The sequence below is a fragment of the Segatella albensis DSM 11370 = JCM 12258 genome, assembly GCF_000426565.1.
Taxonomy (GTDB): Bacteria; Bacteroidota; Bacteroidia; order Bacteroidales; family Bacteroidaceae; genus Prevotella; species Prevotella albensis.
Genome location: NZ_KE384540.1, coordinates 173,747 through 191,560 on the forward strand (window position 1 = coordinate 173,747; position 17,814 = coordinate 191,560).

The 17,814-nt window shown below is 41.1% G+C and carries 17 protein-coding genes; 9 read left to right on the forward strand and 8 right to left on the reverse strand.

The window, feature by feature from the left end:
• Window positions 1-69: 69 nt before the first annotated feature.
• The 8 genes from K333_RS0110570 to K333_RS12495 form a co-directional block, all read right to left on the reverse strand.
• Window positions 70-873, reverse strand: a complete 804-nt coding sequence (locus K333_RS0110570; protein ID WP_024990028.1) for a nucleotidyl transferase AbiEii/AbiGii toxin family protein — start codon at window positions 871-873, stop codon at window positions 70-72.
• On the reverse strand, window positions 870-1,673 hold the full coding sequence (locus tag K333_RS0110575) for a type IV toxin-antitoxin system AbiEi family antitoxin domain-containing protein (RefSeq protein WP_024990029.1): 804 nt from the start codon (window positions 1,671-1,673) through the stop codon (window positions 870-872). Before K333_RS0110575 ends, K333_RS0110570 begins: the two co-directional genes overlap by 4 nt.
• A gap of 674 nt (window positions 1,674-2,347) precedes the next feature.
• Complete coding sequence (locus tag K333_RS0110580) at window positions 2,348-3,391, reverse strand: alpha/beta hydrolase (protein WP_027452685.1); 1,044 nt, start codon at window positions 3,389-3,391, stop codon at window positions 2,348-2,350.
• 98 nt (window positions 3,392-3,489) lie between these two features.
• Entirely contained in the window at window positions 3,490-4,026 is a 537-nt protein-coding gene (locus K333_RS0110585; protein ID WP_024990030.1) for a flavodoxin family protein, read from the reverse strand.
• A 65-nt stretch (window positions 4,027-4,091) separates the two neighbouring features.
• Window positions 4,092-4,682, reverse strand: a complete 591-nt coding sequence (locus tag K333_RS12775; protein ID WP_024990031.1) for a cyclophilin-like fold protein — start codon at window positions 4,680-4,682, stop codon at window positions 4,092-4,094.
• 19 nt (window positions 4,683-4,701) lie between these two features.
• On the reverse strand, window positions 4,702-5,385 hold the full coding sequence (locus tag K333_RS0110595) for a dihydrofolate reductase family protein (RefSeq protein WP_024990032.1): 684 nt from the start codon (window positions 5,383-5,385) through the stop codon (window positions 4,702-4,704).
• Window positions 5,386-5,480: 95 nt separating this feature from the next.
• Window positions 5,481-6,386 (reverse strand): helix-turn-helix domain-containing protein, encoded by a 906-nt coding sequence (locus tag K333_RS0110600; RefSeq protein WP_024990033.1) that lies wholly within the window; start codon window positions 6,384-6,386, stop codon window positions 5,481-5,483.
• 58 nt (window positions 6,387-6,444) lie between these two features.
• Window positions 6,445-6,744, reverse strand: coding sequence for a helix-turn-helix domain-containing protein (locus tag K333_RS12495; protein WP_306306341.1), 300 nt, complete (start codon window positions 6,742-6,744; stop codon window positions 6,445-6,447).
• 399 nt (window positions 6,745-7,143) lie between these two features.
• Here K333_RS12495 and K333_RS0110610 point away from each other — a divergent pair, with 399 nt between their 5' ends.
• The 9 genes from K333_RS0110610 to K333_RS0110650 all read left to right on the forward strand — a co-directional run bounded on the left by K333_RS0110610 (window position 7,144) and on the right by K333_RS0110650 (window position 17,788).
• Window positions 7,144-7,641 (forward strand): hypothetical protein, encoded by a 498-nt coding sequence (locus tag K333_RS0110610; RefSeq protein WP_024990035.1) that lies wholly within the window; start codon window positions 7,144-7,146, stop codon window positions 7,639-7,641.
• An 18-nt stretch (window positions 7,642-7,659) separates the two neighbouring features.
• Window positions 7,660-8,283 carry a DUF3256 family protein gene (locus tag K333_RS0110615; protein WP_027452688.1) on the forward strand — a complete coding sequence of 208 codons (624 nt, stop codon included), beginning with the start codon at window positions 7,660-7,662 and terminating at the stop codon, window positions 8,281-8,283.
• 273 nt (window positions 8,284-8,556) lie between these two features.
• A complete protein-coding gene (locus K333_RS0110620) occupies window positions 8,557-9,789 on the forward strand; it encodes a nucleoside permease (protein WP_024990037.1) in 1,233 nt (410 codons plus the stop codon).
• A complete protein-coding gene (locus K333_RS0110625) occupies window positions 9,789-10,334 on the forward strand; it encodes a UvrB/UvrC motif-containing protein (protein WP_024990038.1) in 546 nt (181 codons plus the stop codon). Before K333_RS0110620 ends, K333_RS0110625 begins: the two co-directional genes overlap by 1 nt.
• Before the next feature lie 31 nt (window positions 10,335-10,365).
• A complete protein-coding gene (locus K333_RS0110630) occupies window positions 10,366-11,097 on the forward strand; it encodes an RsmE family RNA methyltransferase (RefSeq protein ID WP_024990039.1) in 732 nt (243 codons plus the stop codon).
• A gap of 15 nt (window positions 11,098-11,112) precedes the next feature.
• Window positions 11,113-12,477 carry a DUF4836 family protein gene (locus tag K333_RS0110635; RefSeq protein ID WP_051230965.1) on the forward strand — a complete coding sequence of 455 codons (1,365 nt, stop codon included), beginning with the start codon at window positions 11,113-11,115 and terminating at the stop codon, window positions 12,475-12,477.
• Window positions 12,478-13,122 (forward strand): ATP-binding cassette domain-containing protein, encoded by a 645-nt coding sequence (locus K333_RS0110640; protein ID WP_024990040.1) that lies wholly within the window; start codon window positions 12,478-12,480, stop codon window positions 13,120-13,122. It abuts the gene before it with no gap.
• Window positions 13,123-13,139: 17 nt separating this feature from the next.
• The gene (locus K333_RS0110645; RefSeq protein WP_024990041.1) at window positions 13,140-14,339 is read left to right on the forward strand and encodes a hypothetical protein; all 1,200 of its coding nucleotides are present in this window, start codon (window positions 13,140-13,142) and stop codon (window positions 14,337-14,339) included.
• Between the two features lie 182 nt (window positions 14,340-14,521).
• Window positions 14,522-17,788, forward strand: coding sequence for a TonB-dependent receptor (locus K333_RS0110650; protein WP_024990042.1), 3,267 nt, complete (start codon window positions 14,522-14,524; stop codon window positions 17,786-17,788).
• Window positions 17,789-17,814 lie beyond the last annotated feature (26 nt).

Sequence of the window (17,814 nt, forward strand, 5' to 3'; positions counted from 1 at the left end):
TATAAGACCCTTGGGCGTTCAAATCAAATACCCCTCATTGCAAATATTTTTTATTGAAAGCGTGAATTTTTAATCTCTCTTTCCCTCCATCTTATCTATAAATGTCTCGTAGATGAGAGGATAAGCATCACTTGCATTGAATGTAATGCCTGGACGCAATAGAGATTGCATATCATTGGTAAACTCAGGATCTTCCATCTTCTCCTGCATGTTATTGACAAACTGCTTGTAAGATGGGGCCTTGTCAACGACAAACTCCATATATTTCTTGTAGCATTGAAGAACTTTATCAACATCTACTTCTTTTCGTTGTAAAGCAATATAAAGGTCAAATAGGTCACGACCTTTCTTTCGCTGGTAAAGGGCACGAAGTTTTGTTCCCAACAGTTCTTCAAAATGATAGGTGGTTAGTTCGGCTTCACCAGTGAACCAAGAGTTCTCCATGCGGAAAGGAACTTTGGTCAGTCCAAGTACATTGAAATGTTCAAAACAGTTGATTTCTACTTTCAGACGTATCTGAACAGTGGGAGGTATCTCAGATTCGACTCGGAACAACATCGTGTTGTTGTAGCGTTTCTGTTTGGTGACCCTGTCAGGAAGGAAATCGAGCACTTCACCAAGTCGATACATAATTGGCTTGATGGGACCGGAATTGATTTGTACCAAGTCAATGTCCTCGCTATAGCGTGGCTGGGGTGATAGATAGAGTTTGTGCAAGGCTGTTCCACCTCGGAACGCCAGCTGAGACGCAAGAAACTCATCGCTAAAGATGGAAACCAAGGCACGACATATAATCAGGTCTTGCTCAATCTGGGCATTATCAATCCAAGGTGCGTGATTACTCCATTGTTGTATGGCTGTTCTGTTAATCATAAATCATCTTTTTCAATTTGAACGTTTATATTTACCTTCCATCGACTATTTCTTTCGGAAGTATTATCTTCTGTCGATGTACTTAAAGGCATATACATGAGAGAACCTGGCAAGTTTCGTATTTGGTCATACAATTCATCTGCCAGTTCATTTTCTTCTACTACATGTTCAAGTATGTACCCAAGACGTTGCCAAACCACCTTTTTTACAAAGGTAGCAAGTGGAGCAAACTGGCTCTTAATGTCAATCTGTTCCGACAACTCTTCTAGTACCGTTGCTACGCGAGACAATCCTCCTATGTGCTGTTGATATTGAACAAGGTCGGCAGCAGTCAAGAGAGGATTTGAAATACGAATGGTTCCAGTTTCTGTGTTTTTTGTAATAAGAGCATCCTCTGGTAATCCCTCACGATAGAACCAGTCGATGATGACATTCCGTGTTGAAACGACCCGACGCTTTGGAAATGTGGTCATTACAGAGAATTGCTGTGGACGCTGATGAGCGGCACCAAGCAATTCGGCAGCACTGAGCATACATACATAGTAAGGTTTTTGAAGATAGGCCATTAGCTGGTCAATATAATAGGTTGCAGGAACGGAACCACGTAAAACATATTGAACAGGAATGATAACATAGAAGCCACGATACACACTGGCTATGGTCTTGTTGGAACAGAGTCTGTATAGTTCGTTCTGAAGAATTTGCTCTGAAGAGTACATGCCTGTCTCTCTCACGTCCTCTATAGAAAACGTGGGAAATCCATGAATGGCTCTATCCTTTATCCACTTTTGTAACGTCATATTGAAGGGTTTTGGTGCAAATATAATAATAAAATCATTATAAACGTGCAAATAATCCCCAAAAGGTACTTTATTTTATGCTATTTTAATAAAAAACAGCATTTTTGTCTCATTGAACTATCTTTTTTTTGCCCAAAGTAAAGCATCCTCAGTTAAAAGAGAAGTGTTTTCAGAAGGGGATGGAACACGAGATGGCACATTCTCAGTAAAAAGAGAAATGTTAAAAAACAAACTCATTCTGCAAGAAAAATGAGCAAAACGAACGTAATGTCAAGAGATATTTTTAATTTTGCAAGCAAAATTTGCAGAACGTGTTTGAAACACGGAGATGCAATCAGTGTTTAACAATTAATAGAATAAGAAATTAGTGACAAAGAATGAATAGTATGTTAGAAATAGAGGAAATCGGGTGCAGAATGTGCAGTTCATGCTCATAATGTTTCCAAAATGTTTCCCAGATTTCTGTAATGTACTGATAATCAGTCTCCGTTAGCCGCCGCGCAGGCAGCAGTTGAAGAGTAATTATCACTCTGATATAATTAACAAAGGGACCTGTCCGCTCGGGCAGGTCCCTTTTTAGTATCTTATTTGAGAAAATGTCGAAGTATAATCTTATTCGCGGAGAGGCGTTCATCTACGGTGAATGTATATTTGTAATTGAGGAGTACCTAAGCCTATCTCAAATACGTTTTGAAAAACTCCTCCAGTTTATCCCAAGGAATCATATTCTTGGGTTCGCCCTTACCTACGAGTTCAGTATATCCACCATCGTAGAGGTCGCAATGTGAGGCTCCTGGGATGATGAGCAGCTGCTTGTTCTCTGGGTTGGGATTGGGTTCGCCAACAAACTTGTACCCCTCTGCCTTACCATCAACCATATAGTGATAAGCTGCCTCACCAAAGTAGCGGGAGTGGGCCTTCTCGCCATGCATAACGAGGACGGCAGAGCGAATCTCGTTGATATAATATAGGAAGCGGCTATTGGCGTAGGCCTGGGTGCCGATGACACGCCAGCCATCGTTGGAGTTGCCGCTGCGTGCATGATAGCCTCTTTCTGTTTTATAATAATCATAGTAGTCCTTAACAAATTGTGGCGCATCATCAGGCAGTGGGTCGATGACTCCACCTGCCATTTCCTTCGGATCTGAAAGGCGCTGTTTGGAAAGTGCCTCGCGTGCGGCATGACGGTCAGGCTCGTTGTCGTTGGCATCATAATAGCCGTTGCCGCTCACACGTGTCATGTCGTACATCGTACTCGCAACGGTTGCCTTGATACGGGTATCTGCAGCGGCAGCATTGAGGGCGATGCCTCCCCATCCGCATATGCCGATGATGCCAATCTTCTCGGCATCGACGTTCTCCAACTGCGACAGATAATCGACAGCTGCCATGAAGTCCTCGGTGTTGATGTCGGGCGATGCCGTACGATGTGGCTCACCATTGCTCTCGCCAGTGTACGACGGGTCGAAGGCCAGCGTCACAAATCCGCGCTCAGCCATCCGCATGGCATAGAGTCCGCTCGATTGCTCTTTTGTGGCTCCAAACGGGCCGCTCACAGCGATGGCTGCAAGTTTCCCCTTTGCATCTTTTGGCTCGTAGAGGTCTGCCGCCAGCGTCAGGCCATATTGGGTTTCAAACGTCACTTTCTTGTGGTTCACTTTCTCGCTCAGCGGGAACACTTTGTCCCACTCCTGTGTCAATTCTAACTTCTGTTCCATATCGTTATTAGTAGTTTTTTTGTTGTTACATGCTACGAGGATACTGCATATCAGTATCGTGGCGAAAAAAACCTTTTCATTTTTCTCTACTTTCTATGTTATACCTTTTCTCCTAATTCAAATGCCTCTTGGAGTTTGGGATTACCCATTATCTCACGAGCTTCGTTCACACCTCCACAGAAGAGTGTACCTGCTAAGCGGCTCTTGGGATAACAGTCAATCCATCCCGTCAGTCCTATCTCAGCACGCTTCGGAGTCCCTTCCTCTTCCTCGGCAGCTGTTGTCAGCAGATAGACATCACGGAACTTGTAGTCCTGTTCGTACATACCGTTCATGCGGTCTATGAGGGTCTTCATCTGACCGCTCATCTCATAATAGTAAATAGGTGTAGCCCAACATACTACATCGGCCTCCAGTACCTTTGCCATGATGTCGTTCACATCGTCGTTGATGACACAGCGGCCCAGCTTTTGGCAACCGAAGCAGCCTTTGCAAAACTGTATATTCTTACCTACAAGAGAAATCTTCTCTACTTTGTTTCCGGCAGCCTTTGCTCCTTCAACGAACTTGTCTGCTAACATGTCGCTGTTTGAGCCGTGACGCAGACTTGTGGAAATAACTATAACTTTTTTCATTGTTTTCTAATTATCTTTTTGAACTTTGTTCGAGCTTGCTCACGCTCGGAAATGAAATCAAGTTTTCATTTCACTCGCTTAATCGCAACCTTTCCGTTTTGAATTATGATTCCTTTATGTCCGACTTGAGCCAAAGTTCCACTAAGTGTATATGCTCTCGACTTGCTACCGTCAGCTTTAACCTGACTAATGCCCGTGGTATTGCTCAGCGATAATGTGACGCTAATGTTGCTCTCGCCGGCCTTTAAGAACGTACGCAGCTCACTTTCCGACAATCCGTCAATTTTACCCAGAAGTGTGTAGTTCCATGAGTTTGTGCCGTAGAACATGCAGATATTGCTACCGTTGTAAAGGACGATGTCGCCAGGTTGTGCATTGATCTGTTCGTTGCTTGTTGGCAGCGAGAATCCCAGTGCCCCCCATATCTCAAAACCGCCACTGGAGTTAAGCGTTACCGTGACAGATGCCTCTTGCAATTTGGCGACCAATGCCTGCGTGGCACTATTATTGGTCAGCGTGACGGCCTCAGTCCTTCCATCGATAGTGATGTACATCTTTGTTGTCATTGTCTCGTAGTTCGTTGTCTGTGCTTGAATCTCGTCTCTGCTGCATGACATGACAAGCAACGCAGCTAAAATCATAAAAATCTGTTTCATCGCAATTCTCAAATTTCAATTATGAATTCACGACCTGGTATCTCATCCACACGATTCCGTCCTGCTCCTCCACGCTCTTGAAGGCCAGCCGGACGGGGTTCCGCTCCATCGTCCTACCATCGAAGGCAGCTGCCATGCCCTCGCGCCCGTCGATGCCGTAGCCGTACATTATGCTCACCTCGTCGATCAAACCCTGGTCGAGCAGCGATCCATTGATGTGCCCACCACCCACCACGGCCAGACGGTTCACGCCGAACACCGTGCGCAACGTCTCTAAAGCCGATGCCAGGTCGATGCCATCGCGCCCCGTGGTAATATAAGATATGTGTTTCTGCTTCAGATAGTTCAGATACTCCTGACTGGCCTGCTCCGATAGTATCATCAGCAGCGGACGCCCGAACAGCTCCGTGGTGTCGTCGTCCCATAGTAGCGTGCCGCGAGTATCAACGCCGATGGCATAACCGTTGGCCACTGTGGCCCGATAAATCTGTTGCCCGGCATTCTCATGCGCTTTCTGCGGTTGGAATTCGCCAGTCTGTGCATAGTGCATCGCCAGCGTTATCTTGCCCTCCAGCGTCGAAGGGCATTCGAGTTGTTTTAGTGCCTCGTAGTAGTGGTTCGTGTCATCAATCTGCTCTGTCATTGCGCAGTCTATCCTGCCGTCGAGCGAAGCCATCATGTGGCAAATTACGTATGGTCTCATTCTTGTTTGTTTTAAAATCCGCTGCAAAGGTACGACGATTTAACCATACTCCGCTTAGACGGATTACGGATAAATCTACCAAAAATGATGATTGTTTATTTTTTGCGCTGCTCGGCGAAAAATTGTGAGGGAGTTTGCCCTGTCAGTTGTTTGAAAAGGCGTGTGAAATGGTTAGGATACTCGAAACCAAGCGCATCGGACACTTGCGTGATACTCATGCCGCCAAGCATCAGACTTTTGGCACGCATGATGATGAAACCTCTGATGTAGTCTTTCGGACTCTCTCCCAAAGCACCACGCACGATGTCGCCGAAATAGCCAGGCGACAGACACAGCTCGCTGGCACAGTATTTCACGCTGGGGAGCCCCCCGGTGCGCTGACGGCCTTTGTCGTAGTAGTCGATAAGCACCTGTTGGAATCGGGCTAGGATGTCGCTGCTGCCAGCTGTCATCTCCTTAAATTGGCGGGCATAGAAACGGTTACAGTAGTCCAGAATAAGCAGGATGTAGTCTCGCACGATGTCGTCCTGTACATTATCGTCATCAGTTGTTTGCAGCTCCCTTCGAATGTTCGCCATCAAACCTGATAACGTGTCCTTCTCTTCGGTATTCAGAAAGAGTGCCTCGTTGTTGTTGTACGAGAAGAAATGGTAGTCCTTCATGCGTCGTTCAATCTCCGTGCCGTGGATGAATACAGGGTCGAACAGCAGCACCCAGCCGTGATACTGCCGCCTGCTGCTGTCATCGCGCTTGCCCCCAATTTGTCCCGGAGCAAAAGCAATTAGCGAGCCGTCGCCCTCGTGGTAGATGCCTATGCCGTAGGTCAGGTTCTCAGGGAACTCGCGTTGCAGGAAGATGCCGTAGCAGTCGATGCGGTTCAGCGAATGGCGTATCTCGCCCACCTCGTCGTAATGGATAATGGCGACGTGGGGATGTAGGATTGGCACACGAATGTCACGTGCATAGTCGTTAGCCTCGTTGATATACAGATCCAACTTCATTGCGGGTACAAAGTTACTAATTTTCTTCGAATTAACTGCAGAATAACATAAATGAGTCTTACAAATCAAGCTTTGGTTGCAGACTCAGACGGTATTCGCTGGGCGACTGGCCGAGGTGCTTGGTACAATAGCGACTGAAGTACGAAAGCGTAGTGAAATTCATAATTTCAGCTATCTGGGTAAGCGACAGTCGTTCGTCATTCAGATAGTCTTTTAATATAGGTATGGTATGGCGGTCGATGTATGAGGTGACGCTGTGTCCTGTCATGCGTTTGATGGTAGCAGAAAGGTATTTGGAAGACACGTTTAGTCGCTCTGCATAGTAGTTCACATCACGTTCTGCAAGAAAAACGTGCAAAACAAACGTAATGTCATGAGAAAACATTAATTTTGCAAGCAAAATTTGCAGAACGTGCTGAAAAGTCGTAATGCAATCTGTGTTCTAACAATAGTGTTTAACAACTAAATATTGAAATAAGTAGTCGAAGTGGCAAAAATGGTCGGATATTTTGAGGAAATCGGGTGCAGAATGTGCAGTACATGATCATAATGTTTCCCAAATGTTTCCCAGATTCACCGTAATGTGCTGATAATCAGTTTTCGTTAGCCGTCGCACAGGGCGCTCTCGAAGCTTAGTGAGCAACTGGTGAGATATCAATATTGTATATACAATTTTGAAAGTTAGAATAAATCAGGTGGATGTCCTTGTGGGTGTCCACCTTTTTTTATATATTTGCAATCAAAATAGGAATCAATCATGATGAGGAATTTTTTGTTGGCGATTGTGCTACTGTTCTCATCTGTAGTTTATGCTAAAGATGTAGAGCGTGTCGCAGGAGTTGATTTTGGATGTACGTATGAAAATGCTCTAGACAATTTGAAAGTTCAATGGGGTGAACCGGAGATGTGTGATGCTAATAGCATCGTTTATTTGCATAAGTTGTATGAGGATCTTGATTTCGATAAAATAATATTTGATTTCCAAAGAGATACAGTCTCTAGTTATCTGAATCAAGCTAGGTTCTATTCTGTTAGCAAGAGTAAAGCTGATGCTATAAGGAAAATGAAATCACTTGCTGAAAAACTAGGGGAAGAGTATTCTGTTTCATATGACGAGGAAGATAATCATACCCCTTTTTATAAAGGTGGATGGTCTTCTGTTGGCATGCGTCCTCTGTTTACGCTTTTTGTAGAGAGGGTAGAAGGACAATGGAATTGCATCTTGCGTTATGGAGCTTTCCCTTTTATAAAATAACTTTTTAAAAATAGTAAATTGAAGAAGTTTGTATTTGTAGCGTTGTTATCGTTTACGTTCTCATGTAATATGAGTGCTCAGTCTGTTAGGGAAATGTGGCTGAATATGCCAGATTCTATTATACCGTATCTCAATAAGAGTTTACGGCAGGAATGTATTGACTTTGTTGATATGAATGTAAAGGCAAGTGTGAAGAATCTGTTTCAGGGAGAAAGTATCATGGATACCTTGGCAACCGATTATGCTCATATACAACTTAATGAGTCGTCGATAATGGAGATGAAGATGTTCCCATCTAATACGGGTGACTCCATTCTTTGTGTTGTGCGTACCTTTGTTGGTCCGGCGCGTGAAAGTGAAGTGGCCTTTTATAATAAAGAATGGAATAAAATAGGTGAGGGGTTGAATTTTAAAAAGGCAGACTTTATGTCAAAGCCCGATACGATGGACGTAAAACGTTATGATGAACTTTTGTCTATGGTTCAACCGTTTATGTATTGGGCTAAGTTGTCTCCTCAGCAAAATAGTATCACTTATAGTATGTCTATTCCTTTGGCCTCAAAACAAGATAAAAAGGATGTTGAAGCTATTTCTAAGCAAATAAAGGTTAATTTGAAAGACTTAGTTGTTAAGCGATATTAAATATATGAACTTTTTCTATGATTAATTTGGAGATTACGATATTCTTAGTAATTTTGCATCGTGTTTTTCATGGTATTAGATTATTAAGGTTAATTAAAGATTGGTTGTCGTGATGATAACCAATTTTTTTTTGTGCAAGAATATCGCTGTTTGTCATTTATTCTTTAAATTAGGTAAAAACTGCAAAAAATCTTAATTTCTGTTATCTTATTCTCAATTTTAATCCTTATCTTTGCACTGTAATTGCAATTAAAAGTTAGTTTCAATACCAAAATGAATTTAAAAATACGGTTAGCATTGATGAACTTCCTTGAGTTCGCTGCCTGGGGAGCTTATCTTACTTCTATGGGAACATACCTTGTTAATATAGACATGGCATCAAATATTGGTTGGTTCTATGCTGTACAAGGAGTAGTATCAATTTTTATGCCTGCATTGATGGGTATAGTTGCTGATAGATGGATACCAGCACAACGCCTTTTAGGCTTATGCCATTTGTTAGCAGGCTTGTTTATGTTTGGAGCTGCTTATGCAGGTCTATCGCACAATTATCAGTTTATTTTCCCTTCTTACACCTTGAGTGTGGCATTTTACATGCCAACGTTGGCTTTGGCAAATTCCGTTGCCTATTCCGGTTTGACGCAAGCGGGAATGGATACAGTTAAAGATTTTCCTCCAATTCGTGTCTTTGGAACTGTTGGCTTTATCTGTATGATGTGGGTTGTTGATTTGTGTGGATTCCAACCTAACCAAAACCAATTTATCGTATCAGGTATTGTTAGCATCATATTATTCTTCTATAGTTTCACTTTGCCAAGTTGTTCTGTTGCAGAGGCTGGTGAAAAGAAATCTTTAGTGGATGCTTTCGGACTCCAAGCTTTTACCCTTTTCAAGCAAAAGAGAATGGCAATATTCTTTATATTCTCTATGATGTTGGGTGTTAGTTTGCAGATTACTAATGGATTTGCAAATCCTTTCATCACTTCATTTAAGGATATTCCGGAGTATGCCGGTACATTTGGTGTGCAACATGCAAATATCCTGATATCATTATCTCAGATAAGTGAAACCGTATGTATCCTATTTATACCATTCTTTATGAAGCGTTATGGCATCAAGAATGTGATGCTTATTGCCATGTTTGCATGGGTGCTACGTTTCGGCTTGTTCGGAGCAGGTAACCCGGGTAATGGCGTTTGGATGTTTGTCTTGTCAATGATCGTTTACGGCGTAGCTTTCGACTTCTTTAATATATCAGGCTCCTTGTTTGTCGATAAGTCAACAGATCCTTCATTACGTTCAAGTGCACAAGGATTGTTTATGTTGATGACGAACGGTATTGGGGCGACAGTAGGAACACTTTCTGCCCAGGCAATAGTAAATTCTCATACCGATGATGGTGTAACAGATTGGCAGACTTGTTGGTATATTTTTGCTGCTTATGCTTTGCTAGTTGGTGTTTCATTTGCTTTGATGTTCCGACCTAAAAAGGTGGAGGTAGAGTAATGGACAAAGTTCGGCTGTATTTAAAAGAAATTGTAGAAGTCTCTAGTAATACAGATATAGGACTTCTTATATTGGTTGACGAACAGGAAAAACGTCAACTCGTTATACCGTGTGACAAGTTGATGAAATATGAGTTGAACGCTCGTGTTCAGAAGAAAAATTGTTCACGAAGGTTACCAGAGGTGTTGTTGAATTTACTTAGGAATAATACCGATTTGAGTTTTGAGATACTGTTAACAGACATCATAGACGGAGATTTTAAGGCTCAATTATTTAATCTGGATAGCTTAGAAATGATTCCTATAAATGCAGCCGATGCCATTCTGATTTCAAAGATAGCCCATTTGCCTCTTTTCGCAAGTGAGAGACTGATGTTTCGTCAAAGTGCCAAATACACTCCAGGAGTAGCTAGCGTTTCTTTACCTATAAATATACTGACGAATGAAATGCTGCAAGAGGCTATGAATAAGGCTATCAGTGAAGAAAGATATGAGCAAGCATCACAAATACGTGATGAGTTAAAGCGCAGAGTCGAAGGTAAATAATAAAGATAACAAATTAAATAAATTAATACCGATGAAAGAAGTCCGATATTTCTATGTGCCTGATGCAGCAAGTCAGAATGAAATGCCTTTGGACGAGGCTATGCATGCATTAAGAGTGCTTCGATTGAAGAGTGGCGATGAAATGTTTCTCATGGATGGAGAGGGCTGTTTTTATAGAGCAGAAGTAACTTTGGCTGCTACTAAAAGATGCCTTTATGAAATCAAAGAAACGTTGCCGCAGCAACCTTCATGGAATGGGCACATTCATTTGGCCATTGCTCCAACGAAGATGATGGATCGAATAGAGTGGATGGCAGAAAAGGCAACGGAAGTCGGTTTTGATGAGTTGTCTTTCCTGAACTGTAAGTTCTCTGAGCGAAAAGTTATGAGAACGGTAAGACTAGATAAGATTATTGTTGCAGCTGTAAAACAAAGCAGAAAACCTTGGAAGCCGGTCGTTAATCAGATGGAGCATTTTAAAGACTTTATCTTAACTCCACGGAAAGGAAGGAAATTCATCTGTCATTGTTATGAAGAATTTGAAAAGCTGGATTTCTTTGAAGAATTGAATAAGCCAGCTTTAAATCCTGAAGACTTAGATGTTACGGTTTTAGTAGGACCGGAGGGTGATTTCTCGGTAGATGAAGTACGATTGGCTCTGGAGAATGGTTACGAGAGTGTATCTTTGGGAACTAGTCGGCTTCGGACAGAAACTGCAGGATTGACAGCTGTAATGTTAGCGAATTTAGCTAGACGAAAATAACATACTTAAGAAAAGATGATTAAAGCTAAACATTTTATATATTATATATTCATCGCGTCAGCGTTGTTTTTCAGTTCTTGTTCTGATAGTTATCAAAATGCCATACCAGCAGAAAGTTCTGCTTTAATTTCTGTTGATATGAAAAAGATGGCAGCAAGTTCCTCAAGTAAGCGATTGAATCTTCTTGCTGCGGTATTACATATAAAGAATGTTTCAGATTGCGGTATTGATTTAACCTCTAAAATGTACATGTTTGAGTCTCAGGATGGAAATCTTGGCCTTTGTGCAAAAGTGAGCGATTCTGATGACTTAAAAGAATACCTGGACAAGTTGTCAAAGAAAGGCGTTTGCACAAAGACAAAAGAACGTCGAGGTTTTAACTTCTCAGTATTAAAGGATTCTTGGGTTCTTGGATTCTCTGATGACGCATTGCTCGTTATGGGACCTGTCACTCCTGATGCACAGGCTGAACTACAGCAGAGTATGGCAAGATACCTGAAGCAAAGCGAAGATGAGAGTGTCGTATCCCGTCCGATTTATGAGAAGTTGGATAGTATAGAGGCCCCGATGGCTATTGTTGCAGAGGCTCAGGCATTACCAGAGAAATTTATTGCACCTTTCACATTGGGTGCGCCTAAAGGAGCAGATGCTTCTCAAGTATTAATAGCAGCGAAGATGTTTGTTTCTGATGGCTGTTTGAATATTGAAGGCAAGACCTTCTCTTTTAATAAAGAAGTTAATGCATCCCTTCAGAATGCAAGCAAACAATATCGCCCAATAAAGGGTAACTATGTTGCTTCTATGTCGCGTGATGCTACTCTTGGTATGTTCATGAATGTAGATGGAACAAAATTCCTACCTTTAATGCAAAATAATCAAGGCCTTCAAGCCCTTCTTGCTGGTATAAACACAGCAATTGATATGGATAACATCTTACGTAGTGTAAATGGAGATATGAGCATTGTTATTCCTTCTTATTCTGATGATAAGATGCAAATCACATGGGCTGCAAAACTGGCTCATGCAAAATGGCTAGCTGATGTGGACTATTGGAAGCAAAGTGTGCCAAAGGGAGGAAAGATATTGGATTCCGGTAAAAATTCTTATTATTATACAGATGGGAATACATCATTCTTCTTTGGCGTATCCCCAGATTTGCAATTCTATAGCGGAAGTGACAAGGCAACAGCTTTAGGTGCAATTAAGACCAATGTTCATCCTTTAGATATAAATTTACAAAAGAAGATTATTGGTCAGAAGATGGTCATGATCATTAATTTGAGTGATTTTGGCAATAATAAGGGAGTGATGTCGGCACTTTCAGTATTTATGAAACCGATGTTTGGAGATATAAGAAGTATCGTTTATACATTAAAATAAATGGAAAAAATTCTTTTGAATTCCGTTATACCTCAGGTCTTTTCTCAGCGTACAGAATGGAACTCTGATATTTGGAATACTGATGCAACCTTTGAAAAAGGTCACCTTTATCTTGTGGAAGCAGAAAGTGGACAAGGAAAGAGCACTTTCTGCAGCTATGTACTCGGGTATCGTCACGATTATAGTGGCGAAGTGATGTTTGATGATCATCTTACGTCCGATTATAAAGTATCAGACTGGGTCGATATTCGTAAGCGACATGTAAGTCATTTATTCCAAGAACTTCGTTTGTTCCCAGAACTTACAGCAATGGAGAATGTCATGATTAAGAATAATCTAACAGGATTTAAGAGTAAGGAACAGATTGTGGAGTGGTTTGATATGCTTGGTATAGGAGACAAACTAGATGCGAAGATCGGCAAAATGTCATTCGGTCAACAGCAAAGAGTTGCCATGATACGTGCATTGGTCCAGCCTTTTGATTTTATTCTTGCAGATGAGCCAATTTCTCATCTTGATGATAATAATAGTCGTATTATGGGAGAGATAATGATGACAGAAGCCAAGAAGCAAGGAGCCGGTGTCATCGTGACAAGTATTGGTAAACATATGGATCTAGATTATGAAAAGGTCTTTAAACTTTAAAAGATGAGGTAGGGATTATGAATCTTGTTTGGAAATTATTACGTCAACATATTAGTGTACCACAGTTTGTTGGTTTCTTCTTTGCCAACTTATTTGGTATGCTTATCGTTTTATTAGGATTTCAGTTTTATAATGACGTTATACCAGTCTTTACAGCAGAAGACAGCTTTATGAAGTCTGATTTCCTGATTTTGAATAAGAAGATAGGAACAGCAAGCACCATTAGCGGAAGAACAAATACTTTCAGCAATAGTGAGATAGATGAAGTTGGAGAGCAGCCTTTTGTCAAGAAGATGGGTAAATTCACTTCTACAGAATATAAGGTAAATGCCAACATGGGAATTAATGGAACGAATGTCTTGAACTCCGAGATTCCTATAGAATCCGTTCCGGATGATTTTGTTGAGGCTCCTTCACAAGACTGGAAATGGAAAGAGGGAGATCAGAAAGTACCAATTATTCTGCCACGCGCATATATAACAATGTATAACTTTGGATTTGCACAGAGTCATTCATTACCAAAGATATCTGAAGGATTGATGGGTATGATAGACTTTAAGATGTTTATCCAAGGTAATGGATATAATGAAGAATTTGACGGAAAGGTCATCGGATTCTCCAGCCGACTTAACACAATCCTTGTGCCACAGGCATTTATGGATTGGAGTAATAATCATTTTGCTCCGGAAAATCACAGCAATCCAACCCGTTTGATCATGGAGGTCGGAAATCCGGCAGATGAGCATATAACGAAATATCTTGATAAGAAAGGATACGAAGTAGAGGATGATAAATTGAATGCTGAGAAGACCACATATTTCTTGAAACTAATGGTTTCAATGGTGATGATTGTGGGATTGATCATTTCGATTTTGAGTTTCTATATATTGATGCTGAGTATATACCTTCTTGTACAGAAGAATTCCTCAAAGTTGGAAAATCTACTGTTGATAGGTTATAGTCCAGGAAATGTAGCCCGTCCATATCAATTTCTGACGATAGGTTTGAATGTTCTGGTCCTACTTATCGCATTGATTATATTGTTCTTTGTCAGGGCATATTATATGGATATCATAGAAACATTATTCCCTCAAATAGAAGATGGAAATATGCTACCGGCGTTAACTGTCGGTTTGATATTGTTTATACTGGTTTCGGTTCTCAATATAATTGTTATTCGACGAAAGATAATGAGAATTTGGTACAGAAAAGACTAATTTGCTTACAATTTGAAATATAATCCGCATTTAATATTAATGCGGATTTTTTTGTTTTTAATAACTTCTAATTTTAACACTTTTGTAACAATTATATGAGAAATTTTAATTAATTTTGCAGCATCTAAGTATTAACTGGGTTTATCCCCTCAAATTATTAATTAAATTTCAGTTAAAAAGGTATGCAAAAAAGATTGCGTTTTCTAATGGCGCTGATGTTGTTCTTTACAACATCAATTATGGCGCAAGTTACAACTTCTTCGATGAGCGGATCTGTGACTGAGAAGGCAAGCAAAGAGCCTATTATCGGTGCCGCAATCCAGATCGTGCATGAGCCATCTGGTACAAGGTATTCCGCAGTTTCAAACATTGACGGACGTTTTAACATCCAAGGTATGCGTCCAGGTGGTCCTTATACGGTTACAATTTCGTATGTAGGATTCTCTACAATGAAGTTCAAGAACATTACACTCCAGCTTGGTAATCCATTCTCTCTCGATGCAGAGATGACAGAGGATGCAAAGCAGTTGGGCGAAGTTGTTGTTATTGCACAAGGTACTAAGTTTGCCGCTAAGAAGACCGGTGCCGCAACCAACATCTCAAATACACAGATTATGAACATGCCTAATGTTTCAAGAAGTCTGACAGATGTTGCTCGTCTTTCACCTTATGGTGGTAATGGTATGAGCTTTGCGGGTACTGATGGACGTACAGCCAACTTTACTGTTGATGGTGCAAACTTCAATAACAATTTTGGTTTGAATGATGGTCTGCCTGGTGGTGGTACTCCAATTTCTCTTGATGCTATTGAGGAAATGCAAGTTGTTATTTCTCCTTATGATGTTCGTCAAACAAACTTTGTTGGTGGTGGTATCAACGCTATTACAAAGTCTGGTACAAATAAGTTCAAAGGTACTGCATACGCATATCATAGAAATGAGAATATGCGTGGTGACGCTATTGATGGTGTGCAGATTCCTACAGCTCGTGAAACTGACCGTACATCAACCTATGGTTTCACTTTAGGTGGTCCTATTGTTAAGGATAAACTGTTCTTCTTCGTAAATGGTGAAACCGTACAGACTCCTTCTGTTGCAAACCGTTGGAGAGGTAGTAAAGATGGAGTAGCTGATGTAAACCGTACAATCTCTCGTACTACATTAAGTGATCTTCAGAAAGTTTCTGACTTTGTTCGTAACGAATATGGTTATGACACAGGTTCATATACAGATTTCCCTTCTGATATTACAAACGATAAGTTCCTTGCTCGTTTAGACTGGAATATTACCGACAAGCATCGTTTGGCAATCCGTTACAACTATACAAAGAATACAAAGTGGATTGCTCCTAATGCTTCTTCTATGGACGGTGGTACTCGTTCTGCTTTTGGCCGTACATCAGAGTACTCTATGTCTTTTGCTAACTCAATGTATTCTATGGACAACCTTGTTAAGACCTGGTCTTTCGATTTGAACAGCCGTTTGACTGACAATCTGTCTAACCAGTTCTTGGCAACATATTCTAAATTGGATGATGTTCGTGGTACTAAGTCTGACGAGTTCCCATTCATCGATATTTTGAAGGATGGCGAAAACTATATGGCTCTTGGTTATGAGTTGTTTACTTATAACAATGCCGTACATAATACAGTATGGAATGTCAAGGATGACTTGAATTATACATTTGGTAATCATCGTATCTTCGGTGGTGTTTCTTATGAGCATCAGATGGCTGATAACCAGTACATGCGTAACGGAACCGGTTACTATCGTTACTCTTCATTGGATGACTTCTTGAATAAGCGTGCTCCTGAAATCGTATGTTTGACTTACGGTTATAATGGTGAAACTTCTCCTGCAGCTCGTGTTCAGTTCAATAAGTTGGGCGTATATGCACAGGATGAGTGGAATGTCAACAAGAAGTTTATGTTGACTTATGGAATCCGTTTCGATGGTCTCTTCTTCGAAAATAAAGACTTGATGCGTAATCAGGCAATTTATGACCTTGACTATAGTGGTCGTCATATTGACACAGGTAAATGGCCTAATTCTAGTTTGACAATTAATCCACGTGTTGGTTTCACTTATGATGTATTCGGTGATGGTACTTTGAAGTTCAGAGGTGGTACAGGTCTGTTCTCAGGTCGTTTGCCTTTGGTATTCTTCACCAATATGCCTACTAACGGTGGTCTTGTACAGTATCAGGCTCAGATCAATGAGAAGGAAGCTACAAAGAAAGGCTTCACAATGGACGAGTTCGCTGGTGGTCTTGTAACAGATGCTAACAAGCATGCTACAGTTCAGGCTCTTAAAGATAAATTGGAGAAGTTAGGTTATCCTATGACTGTTAGCCCAACAGATGGTACAGTTCCTTCTTCTATTTCTGCAGTAGATCCAAACTTCAAGTTGCCACAGCGTTGGAAGACATCTTTGGCAGTTGATTATCAGTTGCCTACATCTTTCCCTCTTTCTGTTACCGGTGAATTCATCTTCAACAAGACCGTATACGAGTCTACTATGACAGACTGGAGCATGATTTCTCCTAATGGTTTTGAGCACTTCAATGGTGTAGACAATCGTCCTCTCTTCCCTGAGACTTTCCGTCAGGGTACAAAGGCATTCGTTCTTGAGAATACTTCTAAAGGTTGGGGTTACCAGGCAAGTATCCAGGTTAATGCACAGCCTGTTGAGGGTATCAACTTGATGGCAGCATATACTCATACTGTTTCTAAGGATGTTACTGGTATGCCAGGTTCTAATGCAGAGTCTTGTATCGCTTATGTTCCTTCAGTTCAGGGTCCTAACAATGTAGGTCTCCACAATTCACAGTACACAACTCCTGACCGTATCGTAGCTTCTGCTACATTCAATGATAAGAGTGGTAACACATTTAGCTTCATCTATGAAGGCTTCAAAGGTGGTTACAACTATTCATATATGACCGCTAATGATATGAACGGTGATGGTTATAAATATGACCTTATCTATGTTCCAACAGATGAGCAGGTAGAAAAAGGTCAGTTCCGTTTCGTATCAGAGGATGATAAGACTCGCTTCATGGACTTCGTTCATGGTGATAGCTATTTGAAGCACCGCCAGGGTAAGTATGCAGAGGCTTATAGCGTATATTCTCCTTGGGTTCATCGTCTTGATGTAGCTTACAAGCATGATTTCAAATTGAAACTAGGTGCAACATCTCATAAACTTCAGTTGAGCTTCGACGTAAAGAATGTCTTGAATATGTTCAACGATAAGTGGGGTGTATCAAAGATGATGAATGCCTCTTTGGCAGAAGGTCGAATCCTTAACTATGAAGGTATGGATGCTGAGGGTTATGCAACATTCTCAACTCCTAAGGCTGTAAGCGGTAATACTCAGCGTTGGGTTTACAACCATGCTATCGGTCAGTGCTGGTATGCATCTGTTGGTATCAAGTATTTCTTTAACTAAAGATTTCATTTAATTTAAAAGTAAAG

Coding starts and splice junctions, on each gene's coding strand:
- K333_RS0110570 (WP_024990028.1), bottom strand. CDS start 873: ATGATTAACAGAACAGCCATACAACAATGGAGTAATCACGCACCTTGG.
- K333_RS0110575 (WP_024990029.1), bottom strand. CDS start 1,673: ATGACGTTACAAAAGTGGATAAAGGATAGAGCCATTCATGGATTTCCC.
- K333_RS0110580 (WP_027452685.1), bottom strand. CDS start 3,391: ATGGAACAGAAGTTAGAATTGACACAGGAGTGGGACAAAGTGTTCCCG.
- K333_RS0110585 (WP_024990030.1), bottom strand. CDS start 4,026: ATGAAAAAAGTTATAGTTATTTCCACAAGTCTGCGTCACGGCTCAAAC.
- K333_RS12775 (WP_024990031.1), bottom strand. CDS start 4,682: ATGAAACAGATTTTTATGATTTTAGCTGCGTTGCTTGTCATGTCATGC.
- K333_RS0110595 (WP_024990032.1), bottom strand. CDS start 5,385: ATGAGACCATACGTAATTTGCCACATGATGGCTTCGCTCGACGGCAGG.
- K333_RS0110600 (WP_024990033.1), bottom strand. CDS start 6,386: ATGAAGTTGGATCTGTATATCAACGAGGCTAACGACTATGCACGTGAC.
- K333_RS0110610 (WP_024990035.1), top strand. CDS start 7,144: ATGATGAGGAATTTTTTGTTGGCGATTGTGCTACTGTTCTCATCTGTA.
- K333_RS0110620 (WP_024990037.1), top strand. CDS start 8,557: ATGAATTTAAAAATACGGTTAGCATTGATGAACTTCCTTGAGTTCGCT.
- K333_RS0110625 (WP_024990038.1), top strand. CDS start 9,789: ATGGACAAAGTTCGGCTGTATTTAAAAGAAATTGTAGAAGTCTCTAGT.
- K333_RS0110630 (WP_024990039.1), top strand. CDS start 10,366: ATGAAAGAAGTCCGATATTTCTATGTGCCTGATGCAGCAAGTCAGAAT.
- K333_RS0110635 (WP_051230965.1), top strand. CDS start 11,113: ATGATTAAAGCTAAACATTTTATATATTATATATTCATCGCGTCAGCG.
- K333_RS0110640 (WP_024990040.1), top strand. CDS start 12,478: ATGGAAAAAATTCTTTTGAATTCCGTTATACCTCAGGTCTTTTCTCAG.
- K333_RS0110645 (WP_024990041.1), top strand. CDS start 13,140: ATGAATCTTGTTTGGAAATTATTACGTCAACATATTAGTGTACCACAG.
- K333_RS0110650 (WP_024990042.1), top strand. CDS start 14,522: ATGCAAAAAAGATTGCGTTTTCTAATGGCGCTGATGTTGTTCTTTACA.